The following is a 26,063-nucleotide window of genomic DNA, read 5'->3' as shown; positions in this document are numbered from 1 at the left end:
AAGGAGGCATTTATGGATCTCACCGGCAAAGTCGCCATCGTCACCGGCAGCGGACAGGGCCTCGGATTGGCCTATGCGAAGGAACTCGCCGCCGACGGTGCGGCCGTCGTCATCAACGACGTCCGCCAGGAGACCGCGGACGCGGCGGTCTCCGAGATCGCGGCCGCCGGCGGCAAGTCCGTGGCCGTCGTCGCCCCGGTCGGCAGCACCGAAACCGCACAGGCGTTGGTCAAAGCGGCCGTCGACAACTTCGGGCGCCTCGACATCTTGGTCACCAACGCGGGCATCCTGCGCGACAAGGTGCTGTGGAAGATGACCGACGACGACTTCGACGCCGTCATCAATGTGCATCTGCGGGGCACGTTCACCTGCGTGCGCGAGGCCGTCGTTCAGTTCCGCGAGCAGGGCGAGGGTGGCCGCATCATCTGCATCGGCTCGCCCGCCGGTCAGCGCGGCAACTTCGGCCAGACCAACTACTCGGGCGCCAAGGCCGGCATCGTCGGCATGGTCCGCACCTGGGCGATGGAACTGCGCAAGGCCGGCATCACCGCCAACGCCGTCTGCCCGGTCGCCGCCACCGCGATGACCGAAACCGTGCCGATCTTCAAGCCGTTCATCGACGAGGCCAAGGAAACCGGCAAGCTCGCCGACGTCATCCGCCGCGAGGTCGGCATGGGCACGCCGGAAGACGTGGCCGGGGTCATCGCGTTCCTCGCCTCCGACGCAGCCGCCGACATCACCGGCCAGGCCATCTCCATCGGCGGCGATCGCCTTGCGTTGTGGTCGCACCCGGAGATGACCGAATCCGCCTACCACGACGATGGGTTCAGTGCCGACGACGTCGCAGCTGTCTGGCCCGGCACGTTCGCCAACAACCTCGAGACCGTCGGCGAAGAGTTCCCCGCCGAGGTGCTGGCGGCCGCAAAATGAGCCGCTACGAATACGGCGTCGATTTCGACGCCATCAAGGCCATCGACATTCACACCCACGTCGAGATCGACGGCTGCGGACATCATTCGCTCGACGACGAACTGATGGCCGCGTCGGAAAAGTACTTCAAGTCGGGTGAGGAACGTAGCCCGTCCATCGAGGCGATGGCCCAGCACTACCGTGAGCGCAACATGGCAGCCGTGGTCTTCACCGTTGATGCGCAATCGGCCACCGGGCATCCGCCGAACAATGTGGAGGAAATCGCCGAGCGTGCAGCCGAGTTCAACGACGTCCTGATTCCGTTCGGCTCGGTCGACCCGCTGCAGGGCAAGGCCGCGGTCAAGCGGGTGCATCGCCTGGTCGACGAGTTCGGGGTCAAGGGCTTCAAGTTCCATCCCAGCATGCAGGGCTTCGAACCGAACGACCGCCAGTTCTATCCGCTGTACGAGGCGATCGTGGAATGCGGTGTGCCGGCACTGTTTCACACCGGCCAGACTGGCATCGGCGCCGGCATGCCCGGCGGACACGGGATCAAGCTGCGGTACTCCGACCCGATGCTGCTCGACGACGTGGCCGCCGACTTCCCCGACCTGACGGTGATCATGGCTCACCCGGCCGTGCCGTGGGTCGATGAGCAGATCTCGATCGCCACGCACAAGGCCAACGTGTACATCGACCTGTCCGGGTGGTCGCCGAAGTACTTCCCGCCGCAGTTGGTGCGCGCCGCAAACTCGATGCTGCGCAACAAGGTTCTGTTCGGCTCGGACTTCCCGGTCATCCAGGTCGACCGCTGGCTCGCCGACTACGCCAAGCTCGAGATGAAGCCCGAAGTGGAGCCGCTGCTCTTCAAGGAGAACGCCATGCGCGTTCTCGGCATCAAGCGCTGACCCAATCCAAACCCTCATCATCAGAAGGACTTTCCCTCATGACCGCAGTTAGCGAACCCGTCGTCACCAAGGTCGCCACCCTCGCCGACCTCGACCCGCTCGTCGGTAAGACCATTGGTATCAGCTCGTGGCTGCCCGTTGCGCAGGACCGCATCAACACGTTCGCCGACGCCACCGACGACCACCAGTGGATTCACGTCGATCCGGAGCGCGCCACCAAGGAAAGCCCCTTCGGCGGACCGATCGCCCACGGCTACCTCACCCTGTCCCTGATCATCCCGATGTTCTCCGAGATCTTCGCGGTCGACAGCGTGAAAATGGCAGTCAACTACGGGCTCAACAAGGTTCGCTTCACCAGCCCGGTGCCCGCCGGCGGTCGGGTGCGTCTCAACGCCACCCTCAAGTCGATCGAGCACCTGCCCAAGGGTGGCGTGCAGGTCGTGATCGACGGCGTCATCGAACTCGAGGGCAGTGAGCGTCCGGCCGTCGTCGTCGAGGGTGTGTACCGCTACTTCGAGTGAGGGCACATCGTGATCGACAGCGTGCCCCAAGAGCGTTGACAGCGCCCTAGATTACGTTGACAGCGCCCTAGATACGAGACCGACGTGCCTCTCTGCGGCAAGGTGGGCGCTGTCAACGAAATCTAGGGCGCTGTCAACGCAACTCCCGGCGTCAGCCGGACTAGCTCGACCAGCGGTTGGACGCTAGTCCAGCGCGCCGAGGAATTCCTCAATCCGTGGCCAGGTTTCGGCGCCGGCGTCACTGCTGGCGATCAGGCCGAGGTGGCTGGTTTCGACGGTGGTGAAGTGGACCTGCGGGGAGTCGCCGAAGATCTCGACGCCGTGATGGGCGCCTGCCCAGCTGACGATGGCGTCGCGGTGGCTGCCGAACAGTTGGATCGGTACGCCGATTGCAGTGAGGTCGATCGGCCGGCCATCGAAATCCAGTACGCCTGCGGCGAGTTCGTTGCGGAACACCAGATTCTGCCACATCTGCTCGGCCAGCTTGCCGGGGTAGCCGGGGAGGGATTCCTGGAACCAGTCGATGACCTGCATTCGGGCCAGTGCTTCGGTGTTGTCGGCGTTGCGCATGATGTAGCCGGGTTTGCGGAGTTCCCGCTGCCACGCCGTTGCACGGTACGCGACACGCACCAGCGGCGCCGGAATCCCGCCCATCGCCTTCAACGCGAGGGTCACCGGCTTGTCGCCGATCGGCCGGGTTACCGCGCGGACCAATGGATAGGGCTGCACCACAGCATAATTCAGTGGTGTGCCGATCGCGGTGATCGACCGTACCGGCAACTCGGGATGTGCGGCGACGGTCAGGAACGCAACCGTTCCGCCGAGACTCCAGGCGGCGAGGTCGAGGGTCGCCGCCTGCCGGTAGTCGTCGAGGGTGCGGTGGATGGCCTGCGGGGTGATGTCGTCGAAGAAGTCCTCGAAGCCGAGATGTCGGTCGGCATAGTGCATCTCGCCGAAGTCGACGACGTACGGGATGCGACCGGTCGAGAGTAGGAACGCCACCAGGGACATGTCCGGGGCGAGGTCGTAGCACCGCGCAGGTACGGCCAGCGGCGGGACCAGGAGGACCGGCGGCCGGCCGGCGGCACGAGCGGAGTCCAAGTCGTCGTCGGTGCCGTACCGTCGCAGCGTGCGATGCGGGCCCTCCGCGATCACTGTGTGCGGAGTCGGCTGATCGTCGGCGACCCGGTCACCGCGGGTCAGCCGATACAGGGTGCGTACGCCGTCGAGCATGGATGGGATTGTATCGACGCCTCAGCGGGAGTCGATGCGGCGCTGTACCAGTCCGTCGATGCGGTAGTCGACGAGCTTGCGCATCACCAGTGATGTGGTGGTGCGGGTGACGCCGGGGATGTCGAGGATCATGCCGGCGATGCGGTAGAGGTCGTCGGCATCGCGGGCGACGACGTGGACCAACAGGTCGGTGACGCCGGTGAGGCCGTGGACTTCGAGTACCTCGGGTATCTCGGCCAGCGCAGCGGAGACCGGCGCCAGTTGGCTCTGCGTGACATCGGTCAGCACGAACGCGGTCAGCGGATAGCCGAGGGCCGCCGGATCGATGCGGCGGTCGAACGACCGCAACGCCCCGCGCTGCTCGAGCTTCGCCAACCGAGCCTGCACCGTGTTGCGCGACAGTCCGGTGCGGTCGGCGAGCGCGATGACCGTCGCGCGTGGGTCGTCGGAGAGCGCAGCGAGGATGCGGGCGTCGATGGCGTCGACGGGGCGGTCGGTGTCGGACATGATGTCGCCTCGCTGTGTTTTGGCTGCAGCGATTGTGCAGATTGATCACTCTAGCGTCTGAATACTGCCAGAAGTGCAGGCGCGCGGGAGGGTCTAGGTCGGCGGCGATCAGATCCCGGTGGCCGGGAATCGCGATCCGAACAGGCAGCTCGGTCGTTACGCTCCACCCCGAGACGAGGGAGGACGACGATGACCGACCTGTTCAAGTACGGGCCGTGGGCCGTGATCGCCGGGGGTTCGGAGGGAGTCGGCGCGTCGTTCGCCCGACAACTGGCACAGGCGGGGGTGCACCTGGTCCTGATTGCCCGGAAGCCGGAACCGCTCGATGCCACCGCGGAGACTGCGCGTGCGTTCGGGGTGCAGGTCAGGACGCTTGCCCTCGACCTGACCCGGCGGGACTCCATAGACACGATCGTGGCGGCAACCGATGATCTCGACGTGGGCCTTCTGATCTACAACGCTGGTGCCAACAGCTACGGCAGCGGATTCCTGGACGGCGACCTCGGTCGGTTCCACGACGTCATCGATCTCAACATCACCACGCAGCTCGCGCTCGTCCAGCACTTCGGTCGCCAGATGCGTGACGCGGGGCGTGGCGGCATCCTGCTCGTCGGCTCGATGAGCGGCTATCTCGGTGCCGCTGAGCTGAGCGTGTACAGCGGAGTCAAGGCTTTCGGTCGCATCTTCGCCGAATCCCTCTGGCTCGAACTGCGCGAGTACGGCGTCGACGTTTGCGAACTGATCCTCGGCGTCACCCGCACACCGGCGATGCAGCGGGCCGGCCTCAACTTCGACGTCCCCGGCATGCTCGTCAGCGAGCACGACGACGTGGCGCGCGAAGGGCTCGAGCATCTCGGTGACGGACCGGTTTGGATTGCCGGCGGCAACGCGCGACAAGTGGAGAAACGCAACGGCTCCGACCGTGCTGCGCTGGTGCTCGGCGCGCACGAGGCGATGCAGCGGATGCTGGCGCGGAGATGAGCGTGCGCATCGGACTGACCTCTCCGATCGTTACCCTCGTTCCCGGCGTCCACGATCCGTGGGAGGTCACCGCCGGCATTGGCGAGCTGGCGCAGATCGCCATCGCCGCCGACCGGTTGGGCTTTGACCACCTCACCTGCAGCGAGCACGTCGCCGTGCCCGTTGCGGTGGCGGCCGAGCGCGGCGGGACGTACTGGGACCCGTTGGCCACGTTCGGTTTTCTCGCCGCACGTACCGAACAGATCCGCTTGGCCACTCAAGTGCTGGTGCTCGGCTATCACCACCCATTGGAGATCGCCAAACGGTATGGCACGTTGGATGCAGTCAGCGGCGGACGGCTGGTGCTGGGTGTCGGGATCGGTTCGCTCGACGACGAATTCCGGCTGCTGGGGGCGTCGTTCGACGACCGCGGGGCGCGGGCGGATGATGCGCTGCGGGCTTTGCGCTCGTCACTGTCCACGGAACGGCCCGAATACCATGGCCGATTCTACGATTACGGCGACGTGGTGGTGCGTCCGCACGCCACGGCCGATCACGTGCCGATGTGGATTGGTGGGCGATCGATGCGCTCGCTTCGGCGCGCCATCGAACTCGGCGACGGCTGGGTGCCCTTCGGTCTCGGGCGTCGACAACTGCGCGAGATGCTCGATTCCGTTGAGCTACCACCAGATTTCGATGTCGTCCTCGGATCCGGCCGACTCGATCCGGGTGGTGATCCCACTGCTACGTGCACTGCGATTGCCCAGACTCTGGACGACGGTGCAACGATCGTGTCGGTGACCATTCGGGCTTCGTCGGCCGATCACTATGTGCAGCAACTGGAATCGCTGGCAGAGTTGGTGGAGATCGGGTGAGATCTCAGAAAGGTGAACGATGGAGGACAGGCTGTCGGTGCTGGAGTCGCGGCTACAGCGACTCGAGGATGAACACGCGATCGGGCAACTGATCGCCTCTTACGGACCGCTGGTCGACGACGGCGTTGCACAACACGTTGCGGCACTGTGGACCGGGGACGGCACCTATGACATCGACACCGGAACGATGGAGAGCCCGGAGCAGATCGCCGCGATGGTCGAATCGCCGGCGCATCAGGGACTCATCGCCGGCGGATGCGCACACTTCCTGGGACCCGCGCGAGTACACGTCGACGGTGATTCCGCAGTGGCCGTGTGCTATTCGCTCCTTATTCGGCATCGTGACGGCGCCTTCTCGGTGTTCCGGGCCACCGCCAATCATTTCGCCCTGACGCGCACGTCCGGCGGCTGGAAGATCAGCCGCCGGACGAGTCGGGTGTTGGATGGAGCCGAGCAGGCTCACCTACTGCTCGGGGCAGGGGTGCGGGGTGAGGCGCCGCCTGCGTGAATCACCGTGCAGCATCACGCAGCTCGCGCCGCAGGATCTTCCCGGTGACCGTCTTGGGAAGTTCCTCGACGATCTCCACCGACCGCGGATACTTGTAGGCGGCCATCTGTTCCTTACAGAACTCGACCAGCTCCTCCGGTGTGGCCGTGGCGCCCTCTTGCAGGGACACATAGGCTTTCACGGTTTCTCCACGGTATTCGTCGGGGATGCCGATGACCGCGGACTCGCGCACCGCAGGGTGGGTGTAGAGCACGTCCTCCACCTCCCGGGGCCACACCTTGTAACCGGACGCGTTGATCATGTCCTTCTTGCGGTCGACGACGTAGTACCAGCCGTCGGCATCCATGAATCCGACGTCACCGGTGCGCAATTCGCCGCCCGGAAGAGACTCTGCGGTCTTCTCCGGTTTGTTCCAGTACCCCTTGACCACCTGCGGACCCGACGTCGCGAACTCGCCGATCTCACCGACCGCCACATCGTCGCCCTGCTCGTCGATGACGCGGACCACGGTGTTGAACACCGGCACCCCCACCGACAGCGCACCCGACGTCGGGTCGACCGGCGCCCGCACCCCGAGCGGAACCCCGTGGGACGGCGACGAGGTTTCGGTGAGGCCGTAGATGTTGTGGATGTAGGCGCCGAAGATCTTCTCCAACCGATCACCCATCGCGGGTGCGATCGGTGCACCTCCCGAGTACAGGATGCGCAGGCTGGCAAAGTCATCCGGTATCGCACCGGGTGCCGCGGAGAGCGCGTTGAACGCGGTGATCGCCGCCACGGTGAACACCGGCTTACGTTCCCGGATCGCGTCAAGCGTCACGTCGGGCGAGAAACGGTGCGCCAGCGTCAACGGCGCCCGCGCCAGCATCGCCAGCATCACGTGACCGACGAGTCCGGTGATGTGGAACAGCGGCGCGACACCCAGAATGCCTTCCCCGGGCTTGAGGCCCGTCCACTCCCGGTATGTCTGCGCATTGAACGCCAGATTGCCATGAGTGTTCATGGCGCCCTTGGGTTCTCCGGTGGTACCCGACGTATAGGTGAGCACGGCGGTGTCGTCGGCCGCCAGAGTGGGGGCCGGTAAGGTCGAGCCGTCGTACCCGTCGATGATCTCGAGCAGATCGAGCGTGCCGTCGCTGCGGCGACGTTCTACGCCGTCGAACAATCGGGAATCGTTGCGGGACTGGAAATCCAGCGGCGACGTCGTGATCACGGTATGCACCGACGTGTTTCCGGTCGCGATGACTGGTTCGGCGACGTCGACGTAGAGGTCGTCGAGGGTCAGCAGGGCGGTGGCGCCGGAATCGGTGAGGATGTACGTGAGCTCGCGCTGCTTGTTCATCGGATTCACCGCCACCGCAACACCTCCGGCGCGCCAGGCAGCAACCAGACCAATGATGAACGACGGATTGTTCTGCACGTAGATGGCGAGCCGCTCACCAGGCGAGAAGCCCTCGGCAACAAGGGCGGCCGCCAGCGCCGACGCCGCGCGGTCCACATCACCGAAGGTCAGAGTCCCGTCGAAGTAGTAGACGAACGGGGCGTCCGAATCCGCGGCGACCGCCGCGTCGAAGACGTCGAGCGCAGTCTGATACTCGACCTCGATGTCGGCCGGGCTGCCCGCGGGATAGCGAGCGAGCCACGGCCGGTCGGCGTAACTCACTTGACCACCACCGGGTTGACCGGTGAGCCGGTGGCGTTGTGGATCTTCAATGGTGCTGCGACGTAGAAGAACTCGTATACACCGTCGTCGGCGCAATCAGCAGCGAGCTTCTCCAGGTCGCAGATCTCGGTGAACGCGATGCCGAGGTTGCGCATCAGGGCGTTGTGCAGCACCAGCGCCACGCCGTTGTGCGGGTCGGTGGTCACCTCATTGGCGATGGTGTCGGTGACCAGATTCGGAATCTCCTTGCTCTGGAACCATTCCACCAACTCGGGGGAGTAGACCAAACCGGGCTCGCAGAAGTCGTCGTAGAACTTGTCGCCCTGCTGGAAGAAGAGTTCGAGGTGGTTGGTGCGGATCACCAGGATGTCGCGTGGCTTGATCTCGATTCCTTGAGCGGACGCGCACTTTTCGAGGTCGGTGTGGTCGAAGGTCTGGCGCGGGGCGATTGCGTCGACGCTCAGGTAGCGCGCCATGTCGAGCAGGACGGCGCGTCCGGCGACCCCGCGTTCGGCGATGGGTTCGACGCTGGCCTTGTCCAGTCCGCCGATCGTGGTGCGGGCGTCGTAGCCGTTCCAGATCTTGCCGTCGTACCAGACGTGACCGAGTGCGTCGTACTGGGTGGAGCCCTGCAGGAACGCGTTGATCTTGTCGTCGGCGTAGTGCAGGCCGCCGGGGAAGGCCGGTCCGTCGCCGCCCTCGTCCCAATGTGACTCGTCGAGGATCATCTCGCGGGTGGCAGGACTCCGTCCGGGCCACACCGGGTCGCCCTTGGGGTCGCCGATCAGTCGCTGCAGCGTGAACAGGGCGCCCTTCTTGATCAGCGATGCGCCGGCAAGCACCTGTTCGGCGGTGAGGTAGTTGAGGCTGCCGACCTCGTCGTCAGCTCCCCACTTGCCCCAGTTGGAGGGCGAGCCGTCGAGGAGTTCGGTCAAGTCGGGTGCAGTGGTCATGGTGCGGCCTCTCCGTTGAGTCGATGGCAGTGAACTGAACATCGGTGATCGAACGTTCGGGTTGTTCAGTGAGATGAGCATCACAGGCTTTTCGGTCGGCGTCAAGGGGCGACGCAGATCTGAATGGCTGTGCGGCGGGCGGAGATTCGAAGTTCAGTTCTGCTGAACAAGCATCATCGCGAGTGCGTGGTCGGCATATTGCCGTGCGACGTCGGGTGGACTCATGGGCCCGGCAGCGGAGAACCAATAGGGCAAGGCCATGCACATGGTGGCGACCACGCGGGCCGTCTCGCGCGGGTTCGGCGTGGCGAACGCACCGTCTGCGGTGGCCTCGACGGCGGCGGCGTCGAGCCGATCCTGCAATCGGCGGCGGACGGCCACGATGCGTTCGCGGTCGGGGTCTTCCAGGCTGCGCATCTCGGTGGCGGAGATGAAGGCGAGATCACGGCGCACCGCGTGGCACAGGGCAAGCGCCTCCACCATGCGCGCAAAGCGATCGGCGGCATCGCCACCCTCGGAATCCGCTGCAGCGACGCGCCATTCGATGTCCTGCAGGGTCAGATCCATCAGCGTGACGAGGAGGTGCTGCTTGCTGCGGTGATAGTGGTAGATGCCGGCGACGCTGCTGTCGGCGGCGGTGGCGACCAGCCGCATTGTCGCGCCGTGATAGCCCATCTCAGTGAAGACCTCTACGGCTGCCCGGAGCGCCGGATCGAGGTCGAGTTCGGTGAAGTGTCGCCAGTCCGACGTGCCGTTCGGCGACTCGACAGCTTCTGGCGGTTCGGCGACCGGGGCGAGCAGATGCGCAGGTGGAATGTCGAGGGCGCGGGCGATCTGCTGAAGCCGATCGATGGTGAGGGCGACCTTGCCGTTCTCGATCGCGCTCATGGTGCCGACGCTGACACCGATCGCCGACGCGAGCCCCCGCAGCGTCAGACCCGACCGCACGCGCGCCTGGCGCACTGCGGGTCCGGCACCACTGGGTTCAGTCATCCTGAACACCGTAGCCCGTCGGCCGGCGATGTGGAGGGAATAGCCGGGTGCTCCGGGTCGAGGTCATAGACTGCGGACAGCGACCCGCGGAAGGAGTCGGCGTGAGCGTGTATGACGACCGGCCCTGGCTGGCCCACTATGACGGACGGCCTGCGCATCAGCGGGTCGAGTATGCGACTGCCCTCGACATGTTCGATGCGGCTGTCGCCGCCGCCCCGGACGACCCCGCCGTCCGGTACTTCGACGCCACGATGACCTGGTCGGAACTCAACGCCGCCTCCGACACTGTCGCTTGGCTGCTCCGCGCACGGGGTTTTCGGCAGGGTCAGCGGTGTGCGTTGTACCTGCAGAACGATCCGGCCTTCGTGATCGGTCTGATCGCGACGTGGAAGGTCGGCGGGATCGCCGCAGCGGTCAGCCCGATGAGCAAGGCTGACGAGTTCGCCTACTTCCTACGGCGCTATACGCCCACCGCACTCATTGCCCTCGACGACCTCTACCTTGACGTCGCGCAGGAGGTACTGGCCGACCCGGAGCGGAATCTCATCGTGCCCATTGTGCTCACCGCATCCGCACGGGACTTCCAGAGTCGCGATGATCCACGGGTTTTCGACGATGATGGGGTTGCCGCGCCGCCGGACACCATCGACCTCGCCGCGCTGATCGTCGCCGGCCGGAAGACGCCGGTGCGGCGGCCGGTCGGGCCCGCGGATGTCGCGGTTCTGCTCAGTACCTCGGGGACCACCGGGTTCCCGAAGGGCGCCCAGATCAGTCATGCGAACCTGACCTTCAACACCCAGACCTATCGGGATTGGACGCGGCTGACACCAGGCGAGCCGATCTTGGCGCTGGCGCCCATCTTTCATGTCACCGGCCTGGTGGGGGCGGTGACCCTGGCGATGCTGATGCGATCACCGGTGGTGCTCACCCACCGCATCCTGCCGACGGTCGTCGCCGACGCGATTCGCGATTGGCAGCCGGTGTTCGCCGTCGCCGCCATTACCGCGTATCTCGGTTTGGCCGACGAATCCGACATCACCGCAACAGAAATGGCATCCCTGCGGTTGCGGTACTCGGGCGGCGCGCCGATCGAACCCGCGGTGGCCGAGCGGCTCGACGAGCGACTGGGCGGCTACATTCACAACATCTACGGCCAGACCGAGACGACCTCGCCGTCGCACATCGTGCCGGCCGAACTGCGCGCCCCCGTCGACGCGGAGACCGGTGTGCTCTCGGTAGGTATTCCGGTGTCCAACACAGTGGTTCGCGTCGTCGATGACGCCGGCCGGGATCTGCCGGTGGGGGCGATCGGCGAGCTGATCACGACCGGTCCGCAGGTGATCGGTGGGTACTGGGAGGATCCGGAGGCGACCGCCGCCGCGTTGGCCGGGGGCGAATTGCACACCGGTGACGTCGGTTTCATGGACCCGCAGGGATGGTTCTACGTCGTTGACCGGAGCAACGATGTGATCAATGCGGCCGGGTACAAGATCTGGCCGCACGAGGTGGAGCAGGTCCTCGCCCGTCATCCGGACGTGGTGGAGGCGGCGGTGGTCGGTATCGCCGACGATTACCGCGGGGAGAGTGCAAAGGCGTTTGTGGTGGTGCATCCCGACAGTACGGTGACGGAGCGGGAGCTCGTCACCTATTGCCGAGAGCGGTTGGCGGCGTTCAAGTATCCGCGAGAGGTCGAGCTGGTGGGAGCGTTGCCGAGGACGGCGACGGGAAAGTTGTTGCGGCGTAAGTTGCGGTGAGGGTGGGATGGTCGCTCCTCGGCCGGCGGGAGTTCCGCGAGCCGAGGAGCGATGAGACTACAGCCCCATATCCCGCCCGATGAGATCCTTCATGATCTCGGTGGTGCCACCGAAGATCGTCTGGATACGGGAGTCGGTGTAGGCGCGCGCAACCCGGTATTCGTTCATGTAACCGTAGCCCCCGTGCAGCTGGACGCAGCTGTCGATGACGCGCTTGGCCAGCTCGGTGCACCACCACTTGTTCTGGGCGGCGTCGAGGGCGCTCAGGTCCCCGCCGACGCCGGCCTGCAGGCAGCGGTCGATGTAGGTCTCGGCGATGTCGAGTTCGGTGGACATCTCCGCGAGGGTGAACCGGTTGTGCTGGAAGGTGCCGATCGGCTTGCCGAAAGCCTTGCGGTCCTTGACGTACTGCAGGGTCTCTTCGTACACCGCGCGCGCACCGGCGATCGCACCGACACCGATCGACATGCGCTCGGACGGCAGGTTGTGCATCAGGTGATAGAAGCCCTTGTTCTCCTCGCCGAGCAGGTTCTCGGCGGGCACGCGAACATCGTTGAAGTGCAACTCGGCGGTGTCCTGCGCCCGGAGGCCCATCTTGTCGAGCTTGCGGCCCCGCTCGAAACCTTCCATGCCACGCTCGACGACCAGCAGGGAGAATGCCTTGTGGCCTGCGGACGGATCGGGATTCGTGCGGCACACCACGACCACCAGGTCGGAGTTGATGCCCGCGGAGATGAACGTCTTGCTGCCGGAGAGGATGTAGTCGTCACCGTCGCGCTTGGCCGAGGTCTTGATGCCGGCCAGGTCGCTGCCCGCTCCGGGCTCGGTCATGGCGACCGCGAGAATCGTTTCGCCGGTGGCCATTCCGGGCATCCACCGCTTGCGCTGTTCCTCGTTGGCCAGGTGCAGGAAGTAGGGCACGAGGACGTCGTTCTGCAGGCTCAAACCGGGTGCAGCGCCACCGAATCGCGCGAACTCCTCGACGACGATTGCGTTGAAGCGGAAGTCGTCGGCGCCGCCGCCACCGAATTCCTCGGGGATGTTGAAACCGAGCAGCCCGGCGTCGCCGGCCTTGACGTAGGCTTCGCGGTCGACCTGACCGTTCTCCATCCACTTCTCGACGTTCGGGGCGCATTCGCGGGCGAGGAACTCACGCGCGGTTTCGCGGAGCTGTTCGTGCTCAGGCTCGAAGATGGTGCGTTTCATGCTGATTCACTCCTTGTGTGGGTTCGTGGTCAGTGGGTGGGTGTCTGTGCGCCGACGGCGCGCAGGGAAGTGGCGACATAGGTGGCGGCCACCTGGTCGGGCGTGCGGGGGCCGGAATGCCGGTACCACGCGGTGACCGACTGGCAGGCGCCGAGCAGATAGCGCAGCACCTCTTTGACCTCCTCGTCGATGTGGAACTCGCCCGACGCCATTCCGCGGCGCAGGACGTCTTCGATCTTGTTCTCCATCTCCGACCGCAACGCGACGTAGCTCTCTCGGCGCGGGTCGGTCGGATCGAGGTGGCGGAATTCGCTTGCCACGCTCGCCAGTTCGAGGTCGCCGGTCATGTGCAAGACGATCGCCTCGATGGCGTTCGACAGCTGGTCCGTCGGTGTCGTGGCGTCGTCGATCGCGGCGGTGACCCGACTGAGGACCGACTGCATCCCCGACTCGAGCAGGGCGAACAGGATGCCCAGCTTGTTGTCGTGGTGGTAGTACAGCGTCGGTAGCGACACCTCGGCGCGGGTGGCGATGTCCCGGATCGACGTCCCGTGAAAGCCGCGTGCATGGAATGCGTTTCGTGCGGCTTCCAGTGTCGGGGGCAACGGAACCGCCCCGCTCCCCCGCCGGCCGGACGGGGCGGGCCCCGGGGCGGCTGGGCCCCACGTCGACGAATCAGACACGTTCGATGATGGTGGCGTTGGCCATGCCGGCGCCTTCGCACATCGTCTGCAGTCCGTAGCGCCCGCCGGTGGCCTCGAGTTGGTTCACCAGCGTGCTCAGCAGTCGGGTGCCCGACGACCCGAGTGCGTGACCCAGGGCGATGGCGCCACCGCGCGGGTTCAGCTTGGCCGGATCAGCACCGAACTCGTGGGCCCAGGCCAGCGGCACCGGCGCGAAGGCCTCGTTGACCTCGTAGGCGTCGATATCGTCGATCGACAGCCCGGACCGCTCAAAGATCTTGCGGGTGGCCGGGATCGGCGCGGTGAGCATGAAGACAGGATCGTCGCCGGCCACCGAAAACGAGTGGAAGCGGGCGCGCGGCGTGAGGTTCAGCTTCGACGCCATGGTGTCGCTCATGATGAGGGCCGCAGATGCGCCGTCGGTCAGCGGCGACGAGTTGCCCGGCGTGATGTGCCAGTTGATCTCCGGGAACCGCTGCGCGTACTGCTCGGAGTAGAACGACGACTTGAGGCCGCCGAGTCCCTCCGCGGTGGTCGACGCGCGGACGGTCTCGTCGACCGAGTGGGTGACGGTTTCGCCGTCGGCGTTCTTGACGTCGATCGGGATGATCTCGCGGTCGAAGAAGCCTTCGGCGGCGGCCTGCGTTGCTCGACGATGGGATTCGGCGGAGAACTGGTCGAGGGTTTCGCGGTCCAGCTTCCACTTCGCGGCCACCAGTTCGGCGGAGATGCCCTGGCCGACAAGGCCTTCAGGATAACGAGCGGCGATGCTGGGGCCATACGGGTTCTGGCCGGCGACGGTGAAGCCCATCGGCACCCGGCTCATCGACTCGACGCCGGCGGCGATCACGATGTCGTAGGCGCCGGCGATGACGCCCTGCGCGGCGAAGTGTGCGGCCTGCTGGCTCGAACCGCACTGGCGGTCGACGGTGGTCGCGGGCACCGACTCGGGGAACCCGGCCGACAGCAGGGCGGTGCGGGAGATGTTGAGGGCCTGCTCACCGGCCTGACCGACGCAGCCGCCGATGACGTCGTCGACGAGGGCGGGATCGAGGTCGTTGCGCTCGACGATGCTTCGCAACACATGGGCGAGCAACTCGACCGGCTGGGTGGCCGACAGGGCGCCGCCGGGCTTGCCCTTTCCGGATGCGAGGCGGGCTACGTCGACAATGACGGCTTCTGGCATGAGTGAAATCCTCTCGGGTCGGCGGGCGGGAACCGGCACTCTGCACACGTCGCAGCGCCGATCTAACGCTCGATAAACAGGTCTAGCACGCCGCATGCCGTCGAATCAACAGATTGGGCGAGACGCGGTCGACTCCTTACGCTGACCGCATGAGCGAAACACTTCCGCCCGACGACCGCCGCACCATCGATCCGCGTCGCGGACAACTCCGAACGGTCACCGAATTGCCCGCTGACCAGCCGATCACCATGCTCAACCTGCTGCGGTTCCGTGAGGTGGCGGACTACTCGAATGCCGGCGACCTCGCGCCCGCGAAACCGATCTCCGGTGCCGATGCCTATCGTGTCTACAGCCGCGGCGCCCTGGCGCACCTGGAGAAGGCGGGCGCGGAGGTGGTGCTGCAGGGCGACTGCGGGCCGACGGTAATCGGCCCGATCGACGAGTCATGGGACTCGATCCTGGTGGTTCGCTACCCATCGCCGGCGGCCTTCGTCGAGATGGTGACGAGTCCGGAGTACCAGTCCCTGACGCGGCACCGGACCGCGGCGGTGGCGGACTCCCGATTGATCGCCACCACCGCCTGAGGGCTCAGGGTCAGATGCTGCCTTTGTCGGCGTCGCCGGCGGCGACCGCGGTGAAGGTCTTGACGTCGAGCGGGCCGGCGAGTTTGTCGCCGAGCGCCTTGCCGAGTTCGGCAAGTGCCGGCGCCTTGCTGTGGGTGCCCAGCGCCTCCATCGACTCCCAACGTTCGATCATCACGAGATCGGTGGAGTCGCCGGTCGCCTCGTGCAGGGCGTACTTGCCGCAGCCCGGTTCGGCGTGCACCTGCGGGATGGCGGCCAACACGGCGTCGCGCACGGCGGCTTCCTCGCCGGGCTTGGGGGAGATGGTGGCGACGACGATGATCTCGGGCATGGCAGAACGCTCCTTGGTTCGATAGGTGATCCGGTGTCCGACGTTAGGTCATCCGGCAGTCGTTGGACACCATTTCCCACTCCCTGGGATGCACGTCAATCGGCCACGGGCCGTTCCAGATACGCGACGATCGCGTTCGCGAAGCCACGGCGCGCGACGTCCTCGTCCTGATAACTGCCCAACTGTGCCTCGGACACCAGACCCCGCATGGCGCCGGGAATGAACGCGGCGACCTCGCGGACCCGCGCCGGATCCACGTCGAGGTCGGCGAAGGCCTTCTGACAGGCGCGAGCCCACGAGTCCTTCCACGACGCGAACTCCGCGGCGGTCTGCGGGAAGAGTCGTTCGAGTTCGTCGTGATCGCGGGGGAGCGCGGCGCGCAGATTCTCGATCGCCAGCGAGTCGACGGTGGTCAGTCCGTGGAACAGCATCTCGACGATGTCAATGACGCGTCGAGCCAGTGGGGCTGTGTTGTTCTCCCGGTAGGGCAGTTCGCCGCGTCGTTCGGCGGTGTGCTGCAGCACCGCCGCCCACAATCCGTCGACGTCGCCGAACTGGTATTTGACTGTGCCCCACGTGGCGCCGATGTCCTTGGCGATCCGGTTGGCCGACACCGAACCAGGCTCGCCGCTCGCCAAGGTCCGCAGAGCGGCGTCGAGCATGGCGTCACGGGTCGCGAGGCCACGCCGATTGGTCCGTCGACCGCTCACCTCGGTGGTCATAGTGCCTGATGGTAGCCCGCCACCGACATTTTCGTAGAACCCTCTGTCTTTCTTTCGTAGAACCCACTATGGTTCTGCGTGGGACGCGGAAGCGTGCGCTGCGAGAGGAGCGTCGGGATGGCGAGGACCCCGTTGTCGATGGAGCCGACCGGATGGTTTCAGGTCGCGTGGTCGGTGGAGATCGGTATCGGCGACGTCCACACCATGACCTACCTCGGGCGGGAGATGGTCGCTTGGCGCTCGGCGTCGGGCGCGGTCTCGGTGTTCGACGCATACTGCGAGCATCTCGGTGCGCACCTCGGCTACGGCGGCCACGTCGAGGGCGAGAACCTGGAGTGCCCCTTCCACGGCTGGCAGTGGAACTCCGAGGGCCGCAACGTGTGCATCCCGTACGAGAAGCATCCCAACAAGGGACGTCGCATCCGCAGCTATCCGGTCGTCGAGCGCAACGAAGCGATTTGGATCTGGTACGACAAGGACGGTGCTGCACCGCATTTCGACGTCCCCGACATCTTCGCCGATTTCGACGACGACAAGACCGCCGACGACTACTACCCACCCGTGCCGGCCGCCACCCTGTTCCGGTCCGGACTGGAGATCCACCCGCAGTACATCATGGAGAACGGCGTCGACTTCGCCCATTTCAAGTTCGTCCACAAGACGCCGTTCATGCCCGAGTTCACCCGCCACGACTTCTCCGGACCCGTCTCCTACGTCGACTTCACCATCGCCTTCGATGAGGGCGCCACCCTCGAAAATGCCACCAGCGGTGTGGAGTCCATCAACGCCGGACTCGGTTGTTCGGTGACGAAGAGCTGGGGAATGATCGACAACCGCACCATGCCGGCGGTCACGCCGGTCGACGATCACACCTCCGACGTCCGGTTCACCGTGTGGATCGGACGCAAACGTGGTGAGGAGACCGGCGACCTCACCGATTACGGAAAGACGATGGCGGGCTTCGTCATCGAACAGTTCGAAGCCGACATCCACATCTGGGCGCATCAGCGCTACTCCGACCCGCCTGCGTTGTCGCGCAAGGAATTCGAGGGGTTCACCGCACTGCGTGAATGGGCCCGACAGTTCTACCCCGACGGCGGTCCGGACGGGATCGACCCGCAACGCCCACACAGCGGTGCTGTCATGTCCGCACAGCCCTGACCATCGATCAGTTCTCGAAAGGTTATGTTGATGAACTCCTCCAGCAAGATCCGCGTCTTCCAGGTCGCCACAGGCAACCTCGGCACCGAAACGATCGGCCGCATTCAGGGCCATCCCGACCTCGAACTCGTTGGTCTGCACTGCTATACGCCGGAGAAGATCGGACGTGACGCGGGTGAGATCGTCGGCCTGGAGCCGATCGGGGTACGCGCCACCGGCACCGTCGAGGAGATCATCGCAGCCAAGCCGGATGTGTTGACGTTCCACGGGGTCTTTCCCGACGAGGACCTCTACCTGCAGGTACTCGAGGCCGGTATCAACATCGTGACCACCGCGGACTGGATCACCGGCTATCACCGCAACACCAATCACCCGCGGCCGGGCGGGCGCAAGACGACCGAACTCATCGAGGAGGCATGCCAGAAGGGTGGTGTCACCTTCTACGGCACCGGCATGAATCCTGGTGCGCTGCAGGTCATCGGAGTGGTGCAGTCGATGGATGTTGCCGACATCCAAAACATCACCGTCACCGAATCGGTCGATGTATCGTGCCACCACTCGGTGGAGACCTGGAAGGAGGTCGGTTACGGCAAGCCGGTCGACGACCCATCGCTACCGGAGTCGCTCCGCAAGTTCACCGAGGTGTTCGCCGATTCGGTCTACCTGATGGCCGACTGCTTCGAGCTGGAGCTCGACGAGGTTGCCTTCGACTACCAGTTCGCCGCGTGCACCAAAGATGTCGACCTCGGCTGGTACTTCCTGCCAGAAGGGTCGTTGGGCGGCAATTACATCAAGTACCAAGGGATGGTCGACGGGGTACCGCGGGTGGAAACCCACCTCGAGTGGCAGATGACGCCCTACACCGACCCGTCGTGGGATATCAAGGGCTGCTACATCACTCACATCACCGCCGACCCGTCGATCTACAGCAAACACATGATCTTCCCCAAACGCGGTGTCGACCTGTCGAATCCGGACTCGTTCGCCTCCATCGGCATGACCGTCACCGGCATGCCCGCGCTGAACTCGATCAAGTCGGTCGTCGCGGCGCGGCCGGGCATCATCACCAGCGCCGACCTGCCGCTACGCGGATTCGCGGGACGATTCGCGATCTGAGGAGGCGTAGGGTCTGGGTATGGCCCGAACCGTAGCGACCTCCGATTCCGTCGACCGTGCTGCACTCCTGGACTTCGTTCGTCCGCGACACCACATGATTCTCAGTACCGTGCGGGCCGACGGAACACCGCAGATCTCGCCGGTGACCGGTGGCGTCGATGACGAGGGACGCATCGTCATCTCCACCTACCCCGGGCGTGCGAAGGCCAACAACGCCAAACGCACTCCGGCCGTGAGCGTCTGCGTGTTGTCCGACGAGTTCAACGGTGCCTGGGTGCAGGTCGACGGCACCGCCGAGGTCCTCGACATGCCCGAGGCCGAGGATGCGCTCGTCGACTACTTCCGCTCGATCTCCGGTGAGCACCCCGACTGGGACGACTACCGCGCTGCGATGCGGACGCAGGGCAAGTCGTTGATCCGAGTCACCCTGACGCGCTGGGGTCCCGTTGCCACCGGCGGCTTCCCCGCCGACGTCGCGGCGAAACTCGATGCGCAGGACTGACCTGCCGGTCATTCACACTGTGGAGTTGTCAAAGGTCGTGCGCGGTCCCGATAGTGGTCGGGTGCGCGGGAAATGTGCTGAGCTCTCCGCTAGTTGAGCCGTCCCGAGGGCGTACCCCCCTACCGCTGGTTGAGCAGCCCCGAGCCGCTGGGCGAGGGGCGTGTCGAAACCGTCTCTCACGGTGGACTTCTCGCTACCGGATAGCCCTTCGTGGCTCGGCTGGTGCCTCGCACCTCAGGGATCGATGGATCTCCGATGATCGATGACCCTCTTGCTCCCTGAGGAGCCCGCGAGGAACGCCCTTCGACGCGCTCGCAAGCTCGCTGCAGTCCGCGGCCGATCCGCAGCACCCGGTCGGCCACCACCGGCGCCAACCCCATCTCGATCAGCAAGGGTTTGATCTTGCCGCCGGATTGGGCGGCCACCCCGAGGCGGTCCATCTCCGCGGCGCACACACTCAGCAGGTGTCCGAGGGTGTTGGACAGGTCGATGATCGTGCGGGTGGTGTCGAAGGCTTGGCGTCGGGTCAGTCCGGTGACGGTCAGCTCGCGGGCGGTGGCGAGGAGGTCGGCGGGTGTGGGAGCGGTGGTGGAGGGCATACCTCAATTGTACTCGCACACACGTTCGAGGCAATAGGTTTATGCGGCGGAAATCGACTGTGCATCAGTATTTTTCAGGATATCCAAATTCTAGAACCGTCCAGTGTATCGCGGCCCTCTGACAAGTTCGGACGACTCAGATCGGGCCACCTGCGCGCGATCGGAATTGTCGGGGGCGGGGGTTATGGTGTGTTCGGGTCAAGGAGGAAGGCCTGACGGAGAGACTTTACAGCGCAGCATATTTCCCGCGCACCCGATGAAAGTCGGGACCGCGCATGCTCTTTGAGAACTCCATAGTGTGATAGTCAGACAAGGGCTGCCTGCCCGACCGGGGTGACGGTCGGGCAGGCACCGTCGGAGTTCGTCATCGCGCCACGCCGACGTGCCGGTTCATTGTGCGAGAAGGCGGCGCACCTTGCCGATTCGTGAAGCGGTGATGGGTAATAGTTACCGAGTCGCAGGTTGCGCGCGAGCGAACTCGGTGACCAGGGTGGCGTTGAACGCGGGCAGGTCGTCAGGATTGCGGCTGGTGATCAGGGTGTTGGGACCTCTGGAATCCACTGACACCTCCTCGTCCACCCAGGTGCCGCCGGCATTCTTGACATCGGTCTGCAGACTCGGCCACGAGGTGAGTGTGCGGTCGCGTACGACGTCCGCCTCGATCAGTGTCCAGGGTGCATGGCAGATCGCTGCGACGGGTTTGCCGGCGTCGACAAAACCGCGCGCAAAGGCCACCGCGTCGGAGTTCATCCGTAGCGCATCGGGATTCGCCAGTCCGCCGGGAAGGACGAGCGCGTCGAAGTCGTCGACGGAGACAGAGTCGACCGTGGCGTCGACCGGAAACGTGTCGGCCCTGTCCAGGTGGTGATACGCCTGCACGGTCCCGCTGCCGGTGGACACCAGTTTCGCGGTGCCGCCGGTAGCTTCTACCACCTTCCAGGGTTCGGTCAGTTCCACCTGCTCGACGCCTTCGGGTGCGACCAGGAAGGCGACCGTGATTCCGGTGAGTTCGTCAGCCATGAGGTATGTCCTTTCGTTGCTGTCGACGGTGACACCCCGACCGCCTGCCGTTGCTGGACAGACACCTCTGTGCCCGACGGTACGCCTATTCCATGGGCTGTCCACGGGAGTGCTGTCGACGTAACGGACATACGCGTAGCGTGACGGTATGTCCGATACGTCTGATGTCGCAGTGATCGGCGCCGGTGTCATCGGCCTTTCCGCCGCCTATCATCTTGCTCGCCAAGGGCTCTCCGTCACGATCTACGATCCCGGAGTGCCCGGGTATGGACAATCGGCCGGTCAGTCGCGCATCTTCCGGCATGCGCACGACGACCCCCGCTTGATCAGGCTGGCGGTGCGCGCCCGCGAGCAATGGCGTGAGTGGGGCGACGAGTTCGGCACCACCCTGGTGTCCGATGACGGAGCCATTGCGCTCGGGCCATCGGTACGACGTCGGCTCGCGTTGCTGCGGCAGAGCGGAGTGGACGCACGGCTTCTCGACAGCGCCCAACTCCGCGAGCTGCTGCCGATCCTGGCCGACTACAGCGGAGACGCGATGTTCGACCCGTTCGGTGGATCGATCCATACACGCGCCGCCATAGAGGCGCTGACGGCGACCTTCGCCGGCCGGTTCGTGCCCGAACAGGTAATCACGTTGGAGAACAGCGGCGAGGGTGTGATCGTCCGTTGTCCCACCACGGTGGGACGGCACGGTAGCGCCGTCGTGTGTGCGGGACGTGGGACTGCAGCGCTCGCGCGAGGCGTGGGTCTGGCGCTGCCGATCCGGTTGGGTGCGCATGTGCGAGTGACATTTTCGCTGCGGACCGGTGTGGACCGGCTGCCGACCCTCCAAGACGGTAGTGGTGTCTTCGGTGCAGCTGGAGTGTATGCGGCCGCCTACCCCGATCGATCCGGATACGGTCTCGGCATGGCCGAGTCGGTCGATGCGCATGATGACGGTGCGGTCGACGATGCGGCGGGCCTGGCTCGACTTGCCGACGATGCCGCGCGATACGTCGAACACGCGCTTCCGGGGGTCGATCCGACGCCGCGGGATGTCGTGCACTGTTGGGTCACAGCACTGCCGTGGGGCGATGACGGCATGGCGATCTGGCGGTCGGGTCCGGTGTCAATTCTGGCCGGGCACAATCTGTTCAAGCACGCCCCGGTGATCGGGGAGGCGCTGGCGGAGTCCGTGGTTGATGGTGTGGTGCCGGAGGGGTTTGGGGTGGGGGAACGGTTGGGGGAGGCTGTTCCTGGGTGAGGTGCGCTCAACCAGCGTGAGAAGGGGACCAGCGGAGGACTTCGAGGGCGGCGGCTACATCGACGAGGTTCTCTGCCAGTGGTCGCGGGAGGAGTTCGTCGGCGCGGGCGAGGCGACGGATTACTGTGTTGCGATGGGTGTAGAGATGCTCGGCAGTACGGGACGTGTTGCACTGCAGACTGATCCACGTTCTGAGGGTGTGGATGGTGTCGGGGTCGGCGGAGGGCAGGTCGCCGAGGGTGTCGTGGACGAAATCGTCGGCGGCGCCGGGGTCTGTGGTCAGCAGGGACACGAGTCGGACGTCGTCGTAGCGGGCGATCTGTTGCGGAGAGGCGAGTTGCGCGACGAGACGTTGGGTGGTGAGCGCCTGGAAGTGGCTGCGGCGGAAGCCGTCCAGGTCGGTACCGGGGCGGCCGAAGGCGATGCGGACGTGCGGTCGGTCGGGGAGGTGTTGTGCCGATGGAATCGTCGTGGTGGGTAACCAGATCCATAGGGTGGCGGCACTCGCCACGATCGTGAGTCGTTGGCGAACCGCGGTCGCATGTGCGAGTTCGTCCGCCACGACGTCGAGATCCTGCGAGGCCCCGCCGACGCCGTCGGCCCAGACGATCGCGGCGAGATGCGGTCCGGTGAGTCGGTAGCCCAACTGACCCTCGGCCCGCGCGGGCGGGATCGGCGCACCCTCGAGGAGAAGCGTCACCGTCGCGCGACGTTCGGCATGGGTGCCGCGCGTGAGATCGGCTCGCTCCTGAGCCATGCGCCGCGACATCGCCTCGACGGTGTCGTCGATGAACGTGGAGATCGACAGCGACGAGATCTCCAACAACTCCTGGAGTTCGGCCGGGTCGGAGGTGAGACGGAAACAGACCTCCATCCATCGGCGCCAGGCGACATTCGTCGCGGTTCGGTAGGCGTCGAGCGACGCCTCGTCCAGGCCGCGGCGCACGAGATCGCGAGCGGTGTCGAGCACCTCGTCGGCGAAGTTGATCGGTACCCGCTGTCCTGGGTGCTGCACGTTGGCTGCCGCCCAGTGCAGCATGTTGGCCATGTTGGTACGGCGAGTCCCTTCCGCGAGCACCGGATCGTCGGCCACCCCCGCCATGCGGACGCCGCCGAGCGAGGCGTCGTGCATCTCTGCGATCCACTCGTCGGGCGGATGCAGTGCGATCTCGGCTCCTTGTCGTAACAGGTCACGGATTCGCGGAGATGGTGACGGCCAGGACATGCGAACAGTCTGCACCATCATTCGCGCGCTGTGAGGCACAATGCCTCTGGCGGCAGCGGCCGGGATTGGGGATGCTGGACTCTGAAACAGCATGACCTGGGAGGCAGAGGAGTACCTCATGACCACTTCGACCACCACCGATACCGTCGACGTCCTGATCGTCGGCGCCGGCATCTCCGGCATCGGCGCGGCGCGCTATCTCACCGTCGAGCATCCGGAGCGAAGCCTTGCCATCGTGGAGGCGCGGGCGGTGTCGGGCGGCACCTGGGACCTGTTCCGCTACCCCGGCATCCGGTCGGACAGTGACCTGCACACGTTCGGCTACGACTTCAAGCCCTGGCGCGACAAGCAGGCCATCGCCGACGCACCCCGCATCCTCGACTACCTCCACGAGACCATCGACGAGAACGGGCTCACCGACAAGATCCGCTATCACCACCGGGTGGTCTCGGCGGCGTGGTCGTCGGAGACTGCGCGCTGGCTGGTCGACATCGACCGCGACGACACCGGCGAGCGCATTCAGATCAGCGCCAACTGGATCTTCTGCGGTTCCGGGTACTACCGCTACGACGAGGGATACACCCCGGAATTCGAAGGCAGGGAGAGCTTTACCGGACAGATCGTCCACCCCCAGCACTGGCCGGAGGATCTCGATTATACGGGCAAGAAGGTAGTGGTCATTGGCAGCGGTGCGACCGCAGTGACCCTCATACCCGCACTCGCGGCCGACGCGGCGCATGTGACGATGCTGCAGCGCACCCCGTCCTACGTGATTCCGTTGCCGCGGGAGGATGCAATTGCCAACGCGCTCAAGCGGTATCTCGGTGACGAACGTGGGTACGCCATCACGCGCTGGAAGAACATCGCCATCCAGCGAATCAATTACGAGTTCTGTCAACACTTTCCGAAGTTGGCGCGCAAGCTCATCCGTAAGGTCAATGCCGACCGGCTGCCCGAGGGCTTCCCGGTGGACACCCATTTCAACCCGCCGTACAACCCGTGGGATCAGCGGTTGTGCGTCGTCCCCGACGGCGACCTGTATCGCACGATCCGCCACGGCGACGCCGATGTGGTGACCGACCGGATCGCCACGTTCACCGAGAAGGGCATCCTGCTCGAGAGCGGCACCGAACTCGAGGCCGACATCATCGTCACCGCAACGGGACTCAACCTGCAGTTGTTCGGCGGCATGGATCTGACCGTCGACGGCGCACCGGTCTCGTTCCCGGACACCGTCGCCTATCGCGGCATCATGCTGTCCGGTCTACCGAACTTCGCGCTGGCCGTCGGCTACACGAACTCGTCGTGGACCCTCAAGATCGGCCTGCTGTGCCAGTACTTCTGCCGGCTGCTCACCTATATGGACGCCCATGGCTACGACGCTGTCCGCGCCGAAGCCGATCCCGGTATGGAGACCCGGCCGCTACTCGACTTCGGCGCCGGTTACGTGCAGCGGTCGTTGTCGAAACTACCCAGGCAGGGCACCGAGGCGCCGTGGACGATGGCGATGAGTTACTACTCGGACCGCAGGCAGTTGCGGGGTGACGTGGCCGACGAACATCTGCACTTCGAGGGGCCGCGGACTCGATCGGTGACACCGAGTCCGAGTCGGCGGGCGGCGGTGTGACCCCTACACAGTCCAGGTGTCGTGACCGGTCAGTAGTTGCTGTAGTGAGTCACCGTCCACCGGGTGTTGTTCCCGCGCAACCGTGTTGACGCGGCGCACCTCGTCGTCGTAGGCGGGTCGGGTGACGCTCCGGAACACGCCGGTCAGGGTGTGGGTGAGGTCGTGGTCGGAGAGTCGTGATAGTGCGTATGCGTACTCGGGATCGTCGGTGTGCGCGTCATGCACCACGATGTCATGCTCGGCGACCTCTGCGGTCATCGCGACCCGCAGCCCGAAACCCGCTTGCACGACGCAATATTCGCCCTGCGCGCCGAAGACGATCGGCTCGCCGTGCGTCAACGGGATGAGGCGTTGCTCTGCCCCGTCCTTGCGGAGGACGTCGAAGGAGCCGTCGTTGAAGATGGGGCAGTCTTGGAGGATCTCGACAAATGCGGTACCCCGATGTGCCGCAGCAGCTCTCAGGACCTCCGTGAGTCCCGGGCGGTCCGAGTCGAGCGCGCGGGCGGCAAACGTCGCCTCGGCGCCCAGCGCCAGGGACAAGGTGTTGAACGGGTGGTCGACGGACCCGTGCGGACTCGATTTCGTGACCTTGCCGACCTCCGACGCCGGGGAGTACTGCCCCTTCGTGAGGCCGTAGATCCTGTTGTTGAACAACAGGATCGTCATGTTGACGTTGCGACGCAGCGCGTGGATGAGGTGATTGCCGCCGATCGAGAGGGCATCACCGTCGCCGGTCACCACCCATACCGACAGATCTGGCCGGGTGACCGCGAGTCCGGTGGCGATGGCCGGTGCGCGGCCGTGGATCGAGTGCAGCCCGTAGGTGTTGAGGTAGTAGGGGAATCGGCTCGAACACCCGATGCCGGAGACGAACATCATGTTCTCGCGCTTGATACCCAACTCCGGCAGGAAGTTGCGGATGGTGGCCAGGATGACATAGTCGCCGCACCCGGGGCACCAGCGCACCTCTTGATCGGAGGCGAAATCCTTGGGCTTCAGCGGGACTTCGGTGCGGGGGATCGGTGTGGTGTCGGTCAGGCCGAGATCGGCACCGACACGCTCGGCCATCTG

Annotated in this window: 27 protein-coding genes; 13 read left to right on the top strand and 14 right to left on the bottom strand. The window is 65.4% G+C overall.

Annotated elements, in window-relative coordinates:
• Nucleotides 1–12 precede the first annotated feature (12 nt).
• The 3 genes from AAFP30_RS11390 to AAFP30_RS11380 are packed head-to-tail and all read left to right on the top strand — an operon-like array spanning nucleotide 13 to nucleotide 2,338.
• Nucleotides 13–930, top strand: a complete 918-nt coding sequence (locus AAFP30_RS11390; protein ID WP_419230008.1) for an SDR family oxidoreductase — start codon at nucleotides 13–15, stop codon at nucleotides 928–930.
• Nucleotides 927–1,817 (top strand): 4-hydroxyphenyl-beta-ketoacyl-CoA hydrolase, encoded by an 891-nt coding sequence (gene couO / locus AAFP30_RS11385; protein WP_419230007.1) that lies wholly within the window; start codon nucleotides 927–929, stop codon nucleotides 1,815–1,817. The genes AAFP30_RS11390 and couO overlap by 4 nt, the downstream gene beginning before the upstream one ends.
• Before the next feature lie 38 nt (nucleotides 1,818–1,855).
• A complete protein-coding gene (locus AAFP30_RS11380; protein ID WP_419230006.1) occupies nucleotides 1,856–2,338 on the top strand; it encodes a MaoC family dehydratase in 483 nt (160 codons plus the stop codon).
• Nucleotides 2,339–2,521: 183 nt separating this feature from the next.
• Here AAFP30_RS11380 and AAFP30_RS11375 read toward each other — a convergent pair whose 3' ends face one another.
• Complete coding sequence (locus tag AAFP30_RS11375; protein ID WP_419230005.1) at nucleotides 2,522–3,571, bottom strand: alpha/beta hydrolase; 1,050 nt, start codon at nucleotides 3,569–3,571, stop codon at nucleotides 2,522–2,524.
• Nucleotides 3,572–3,592: 21 nt separating this feature from the next.
• Complete coding sequence (locus AAFP30_RS11370) at nucleotides 3,593–4,078, bottom strand: Lrp/AsnC family transcriptional regulator (protein ID WP_419230004.1); 486 nt, start codon at nucleotides 4,076–4,078, stop codon at nucleotides 3,593–3,595.
• Nucleotides 4,079–4,267: 189 nt separating this feature from the next.
• Here AAFP30_RS11370 and AAFP30_RS11365 point away from each other — a divergent pair, with 189 nt between their 5' ends.
• The 3 genes from AAFP30_RS11365 to AAFP30_RS11355 are packed head-to-tail and all read left to right on the top strand — an operon-like array spanning nucleotide 4,268 to nucleotide 6,421.
• Entirely contained in the window at nucleotides 4,268–5,059 is a 792-nt protein-coding gene (locus AAFP30_RS11365) for an SDR family NAD(P)-dependent oxidoreductase (protein ID WP_419230003.1), read from the top strand.
• Between the two features lie 2 nt (nucleotides 5,060–5,061).
• Nucleotides 5,062–5,913, top strand: coding sequence for an LLM class F420-dependent oxidoreductase (locus AAFP30_RS11360; RefSeq protein WP_419230164.1), 852 nt, complete (start codon nucleotides 5,062–5,064; stop codon nucleotides 5,911–5,913).
• 19 nt (nucleotides 5,914–5,932) lie between these two features.
• Nucleotides 5,933–6,421, top strand: coding sequence for a nuclear transport factor 2 family protein (locus tag AAFP30_RS11355; protein ID WP_419230002.1), 489 nt, complete (start codon nucleotides 5,933–5,935; stop codon nucleotides 6,419–6,421).
• Nucleotide 6,422: 1 nt separating this feature from the next.
• On the opposite strand, the gene AAFP30_RS11350 is transcribed toward AAFP30_RS11355, so the two are convergent.
• From AAFP30_RS11350 to AAFP30_RS11340, 3 genes are all read right to left on the bottom strand, one after another.
• Nucleotides 6,423–8,084, bottom strand: a complete 1,662-nt coding sequence (locus tag AAFP30_RS11350; protein WP_419230001.1) for an AMP-binding protein — start codon at nucleotides 8,082–8,084, stop codon at nucleotides 6,423–6,425.
• On the bottom strand, nucleotides 8,081–9,037 hold the full coding sequence (locus AAFP30_RS11345; protein ID WP_419230000.1) for a cyclase family protein: 957 nt from the start codon (nucleotides 9,035–9,037) through the stop codon (nucleotides 8,081–8,083). The genes AAFP30_RS11350 and AAFP30_RS11345 overlap by 4 nt, the downstream gene beginning before the upstream one ends.
• Nucleotides 9,038–9,190: 153 nt before the next feature.
• Nucleotides 9,191–10,030: a TetR family transcriptional regulator gene (locus AAFP30_RS11340; protein WP_419229999.1), complete on the bottom strand. Its 840-nt coding sequence runs from the start codon at nucleotides 10,028–10,030 to the stop codon at nucleotides 9,191–9,193.
• A 101-nt stretch (nucleotides 10,031–10,131) separates the two neighbouring features.
• On the opposite strand from AAFP30_RS11340, the gene AAFP30_RS11335 reads away from it, so the two are divergent.
• Nucleotides 10,132–11,784, top strand: coding sequence for a class I adenylate-forming enzyme family protein (locus AAFP30_RS11335; RefSeq protein ID WP_419229998.1), 1,653 nt, complete (start codon nucleotides 10,132–10,134; stop codon nucleotides 11,782–11,784).
• 57 nt (nucleotides 11,785–11,841) lie between these two features.
• Here the strand turns inward: AAFP30_RS11335 and AAFP30_RS11330 are convergent, their stop codons facing one another.
• The 3 genes from AAFP30_RS11330 to AAFP30_RS11320 all read right to left on the bottom strand — a co-directional run bounded on the left by AAFP30_RS11330 (nucleotide 11,842) and on the right by AAFP30_RS11320 (nucleotide 14,859).
• A complete protein-coding gene (locus tag AAFP30_RS11330; RefSeq protein ID WP_419229997.1) occupies nucleotides 11,842–12,990 on the bottom strand; it encodes an acyl-CoA dehydrogenase family protein in 1,149 nt (382 codons plus the stop codon).
• Nucleotides 12,991–13,019: 29 nt separating this feature from the next.
• Nucleotides 13,020–13,595: a TetR/AcrR family transcriptional regulator gene (locus AAFP30_RS11325; RefSeq protein WP_419230163.1), complete on the bottom strand. Its 576-nt coding sequence runs from the start codon at nucleotides 13,593–13,595 to the stop codon at nucleotides 13,020–13,022.
• Nucleotides 13,596–13,665: 70 nt separating this feature from the next.
• Nucleotides 13,666–14,859: a thiolase family protein gene (locus AAFP30_RS11320; RefSeq protein WP_419229996.1), complete on the bottom strand. Its 1,194-nt coding sequence runs from the start codon at nucleotides 14,857–14,859 to the stop codon at nucleotides 13,666–13,668.
• A 149-nt stretch (nucleotides 14,860–15,008) separates the two neighbouring features.
• Between AAFP30_RS11320 and AAFP30_RS11315 the strand changes: the two genes are divergently transcribed.
• A complete protein-coding gene (locus AAFP30_RS11315) occupies nucleotides 15,009–15,443 on the top strand; it encodes a DUF1330 domain-containing protein (RefSeq protein ID WP_419229995.1) in 435 nt (144 codons plus the stop codon).
• Nucleotides 15,444–15,453: 10 nt separating this feature from the next.
• Here AAFP30_RS11315 and AAFP30_RS11310 read toward each other — a convergent pair whose 3' ends face one another.
• Both AAFP30_RS11310 and AAFP30_RS11305 read right to left on the bottom strand, forming a co-directional pair.
• Nucleotides 15,454–15,774: a putative quinol monooxygenase gene (locus AAFP30_RS11310; RefSeq protein ID WP_419229994.1), complete on the bottom strand. Its 321-nt coding sequence runs from the start codon at nucleotides 15,772–15,774 to the stop codon at nucleotides 15,454–15,456.
• 95 nt (nucleotides 15,775–15,869) lie between these two features.
• Nucleotides 15,870–16,496: a TetR/AcrR family transcriptional regulator gene (locus AAFP30_RS11305; RefSeq protein ID WP_419229993.1), complete on the bottom strand. Its 627-nt coding sequence runs from the start codon at nucleotides 16,494–16,496 to the stop codon at nucleotides 15,870–15,872.
• Nucleotides 16,497–16,613: 117 nt separating this feature from the next.
• Here AAFP30_RS11305 and AAFP30_RS11300 point away from each other — a divergent pair, with 117 nt between their 5' ends.
• The 3 genes from AAFP30_RS11300 to AAFP30_RS11290 are packed head-to-tail and all read left to right on the top strand — an operon-like array spanning nucleotide 16,614 to nucleotide 19,275.
• On the top strand, nucleotides 16,614–17,657 hold the full coding sequence (locus AAFP30_RS11300) for a Rieske 2Fe-2S domain-containing protein (protein WP_419229992.1): 1,044 nt from the start codon (nucleotides 16,614–16,616) through the stop codon (nucleotides 17,655–17,657).
• A 30-nt stretch (nucleotides 17,658–17,687) separates the two neighbouring features.
• A complete protein-coding gene (locus tag AAFP30_RS11295) occupies nucleotides 17,688–18,773 on the top strand; it encodes a dihydrodipicolinate reductase (protein ID WP_419229991.1) in 1,086 nt (361 codons plus the stop codon).
• Between the two features lie 19 nt (nucleotides 18,774–18,792).
• Complete coding sequence (locus AAFP30_RS11290) at nucleotides 18,793–19,275, top strand: PPOX class F420-dependent oxidoreductase (RefSeq protein WP_419229990.1); 483 nt, start codon at nucleotides 18,793–18,795, stop codon at nucleotides 19,273–19,275.
• A 176-nt stretch (nucleotides 19,276–19,451) separates the two neighbouring features.
• On the opposite strand, the gene AAFP30_RS11285 is transcribed toward AAFP30_RS11290, so the two are convergent.
• Nucleotides 19,452–19,874 carry a hypothetical protein gene (locus tag AAFP30_RS11285; protein ID WP_419229989.1) on the bottom strand — a complete coding sequence of 141 codons (423 nt, stop codon included), beginning with the start codon at nucleotides 19,872–19,874 and terminating at the stop codon, nucleotides 19,452–19,454.
• A 447-nt stretch (nucleotides 19,875–20,321) separates the two neighbouring features.
• On the bottom strand, nucleotides 20,322–20,894 hold the full coding sequence (locus AAFP30_RS11280; protein WP_419229988.1) for a type 1 glutamine amidotransferase domain-containing protein: 573 nt from the start codon (nucleotides 20,892–20,894) through the stop codon (nucleotides 20,322–20,324).
• A gap of 148 nt (nucleotides 20,895–21,042) precedes the next feature.
• On the opposite strand from AAFP30_RS11280, the gene AAFP30_RS11275 reads away from it, so the two are divergent.
• Nucleotides 21,043–22,140: an NAD(P)/FAD-dependent oxidoreductase gene (locus AAFP30_RS11275; RefSeq protein WP_419229987.1), complete on the top strand. Its 1,098-nt coding sequence runs from the start codon at nucleotides 21,043–21,045 to the stop codon at nucleotides 22,138–22,140.
• A 7-nt stretch (nucleotides 22,141–22,147) separates the two neighbouring features.
• Here the strand turns inward: AAFP30_RS11275 and AAFP30_RS11270 are convergent, their stop codons facing one another.
• Nucleotides 22,148–23,365 carry a PucR family transcriptional regulator gene (locus AAFP30_RS11270; protein WP_419229986.1) on the bottom strand — a complete coding sequence of 406 codons (1,218 nt, stop codon included), beginning with the start codon at nucleotides 23,363–23,365 and terminating at the stop codon, nucleotides 22,148–22,150.
• 118 nt (nucleotides 23,366–23,483) lie between these two features.
• Here AAFP30_RS11270 and AAFP30_RS11265 point away from each other — a divergent pair, with 118 nt between their 5' ends.
• Entirely contained in the window at nucleotides 23,484–24,992 is a 1,509-nt protein-coding gene (locus tag AAFP30_RS11265; RefSeq protein ID WP_419229985.1) for a flavin-containing monooxygenase, read from the top strand.
• A 3-nt stretch (nucleotides 24,993–24,995) separates the two neighbouring features.
• Here AAFP30_RS11265 and AAFP30_RS11260 read toward each other — a convergent pair whose 3' ends face one another.
• Nucleotides 24,996–26,060: a 2-oxoacid:ferredoxin oxidoreductase subunit beta gene (locus AAFP30_RS11260; protein ID WP_419230162.1), complete on the bottom strand. Its 1,065-nt coding sequence runs from the start codon at nucleotides 26,058–26,060 to the stop codon at nucleotides 24,996–24,998.
• Nucleotides 26,061–26,063: the final 3 nt, after the last annotated feature.

This window comes from Gordonia sp. CPCC 205515 (genome assembly GCF_048537925.1).
Classification (GTDB): domain Bacteria; phylum Actinomycetota; class Actinomycetes; order Mycobacteriales; family Mycobacteriaceae; genus Gordonia.
The sequence above is the reverse complement of the archived record's forward strand: the minus strand, read 5'-3'. Positions and strand labels throughout refer to the sequence as shown.

Bases quoted from the DNA above. Each gene is read 5' to 3' on its own strand.
- AAFP30_RS11330 (WP_419229997.1), bottom strand. From the start codon at position 12,990: ATGAAACGCACCATCTTCGAGCCTGAGCACGAACAGCTCCGCGAAACC.
- couO (WP_419230007.1), top strand. From the start codon at position 927: ATGAGCCGCTACGAATACGGCGTCGATTTCGACGCCATCAAGGCCATC.
- AAFP30_RS11285 (WP_419229989.1), bottom strand. From the start codon at position 19,874: ATGCCCTCCACCACCGCTCCCACACCCGCCGACCTCCTCGCCACCGCC.
- AAFP30_RS11370 (WP_419230004.1), bottom strand. From the start codon at position 4,078: ATGTCCGACACCGACCGCCCCGTCGACGCCATCGACGCCCGCATCCTC.
- AAFP30_RS11305 (WP_419229993.1), bottom strand. From the start codon at position 16,496: ATGACCACCGAGGTGAGCGGTCGACGGACCAATCGGCGTGGCCTCGCG.
- AAFP30_RS11300 (WP_419229992.1), top strand. From the start codon at position 16,614: ATGGCGAGGACCCCGTTGTCGATGGAGCCGACCGGATGGTTTCAGGTC.
- AAFP30_RS11260 (WP_419230162.1), bottom strand. From the start codon at position 26,060: ATGGCCGAGCGTGTCGGTGCCGATCTCGGCCTGACCGACACCACACCG.
- AAFP30_RS11270 (WP_419229986.1), bottom strand. From the start codon at position 23,365: ATGTCCTGGCCGTCACCATCTCCGCGAATCCGTGACCTGTTACGACAA.
- AAFP30_RS11295 (WP_419229991.1), top strand. From the start codon at position 17,688: ATGAACTCCTCCAGCAAGATCCGCGTCTTCCAGGTCGCCACAGGCAAC.
- AAFP30_RS11265 (WP_419229985.1), top strand. From the start codon at position 23,484: ATGACCACTTCGACCACCACCGATACCGTCGACGTCCTGATCGTCGGC.
- AAFP30_RS11315 (WP_419229995.1), top strand. From the start codon at position 15,009: ATGAGCGAAACACTTCCGCCCGACGACCGCCGCACCATCGATCCGCGT.
- AAFP30_RS11320 (WP_419229996.1), bottom strand. From the start codon at position 14,859: ATGCCAGAAGCCGTCATTGTCGACGTAGCCCGCCTCGCATCCGGAAAG.
- AAFP30_RS11390 (WP_419230008.1), top strand. From the start codon at position 13: ATGGATCTCACCGGCAAAGTCGCCATCGTCACCGGCAGCGGACAGGGC.
- AAFP30_RS11380 (WP_419230006.1), top strand. From the start codon at position 1,856: ATGACCGCAGTTAGCGAACCCGTCGTCACCAAGGTCGCCACCCTCGCC.
- AAFP30_RS11375 (WP_419230005.1), bottom strand. From the start codon at position 3,571: ATGCTCGACGGCGTACGCACCCTGTATCGGCTGACCCGCGGTGACCGG.
- AAFP30_RS11355 (WP_419230002.1), top strand. From the start codon at position 5,933: ATGGAGGACAGGCTGTCGGTGCTGGAGTCGCGGCTACAGCGACTCGAG.
- AAFP30_RS11280 (WP_419229988.1), bottom strand. From the start codon at position 20,894: ATGGCTGACGAACTCACCGGAATCACGGTCGCCTTCCTGGTCGCACCC.
- AAFP30_RS11340 (WP_419229999.1), bottom strand. From the start codon at position 10,030: ATGACTGAACCCAGTGGTGCCGGACCCGCAGTGCGCCAGGCGCGCGTG.
- AAFP30_RS11365 (WP_419230003.1), top strand. From the start codon at position 4,268: ATGACCGACCTGTTCAAGTACGGGCCGTGGGCCGTGATCGCCGGGGGT.
- AAFP30_RS11275 (WP_419229987.1), top strand. From the start codon at position 21,043: ATGTCCGATACGTCTGATGTCGCAGTGATCGGCGCCGGTGTCATCGGC.
- AAFP30_RS11310 (WP_419229994.1), bottom strand. From the start codon at position 15,774: ATGCCCGAGATCATCGTCGTCGCCACCATCTCCCCCAAGCCCGGCGAG.
- AAFP30_RS11345 (WP_419230000.1), bottom strand. From the start codon at position 9,037: ATGACCACTGCACCCGACTTGACCGAACTCCTCGACGGCTCGCCCTCC.
- AAFP30_RS11290 (WP_419229990.1), top strand. From the start codon at position 18,793: ATGGCCCGAACCGTAGCGACCTCCGATTCCGTCGACCGTGCTGCACTC.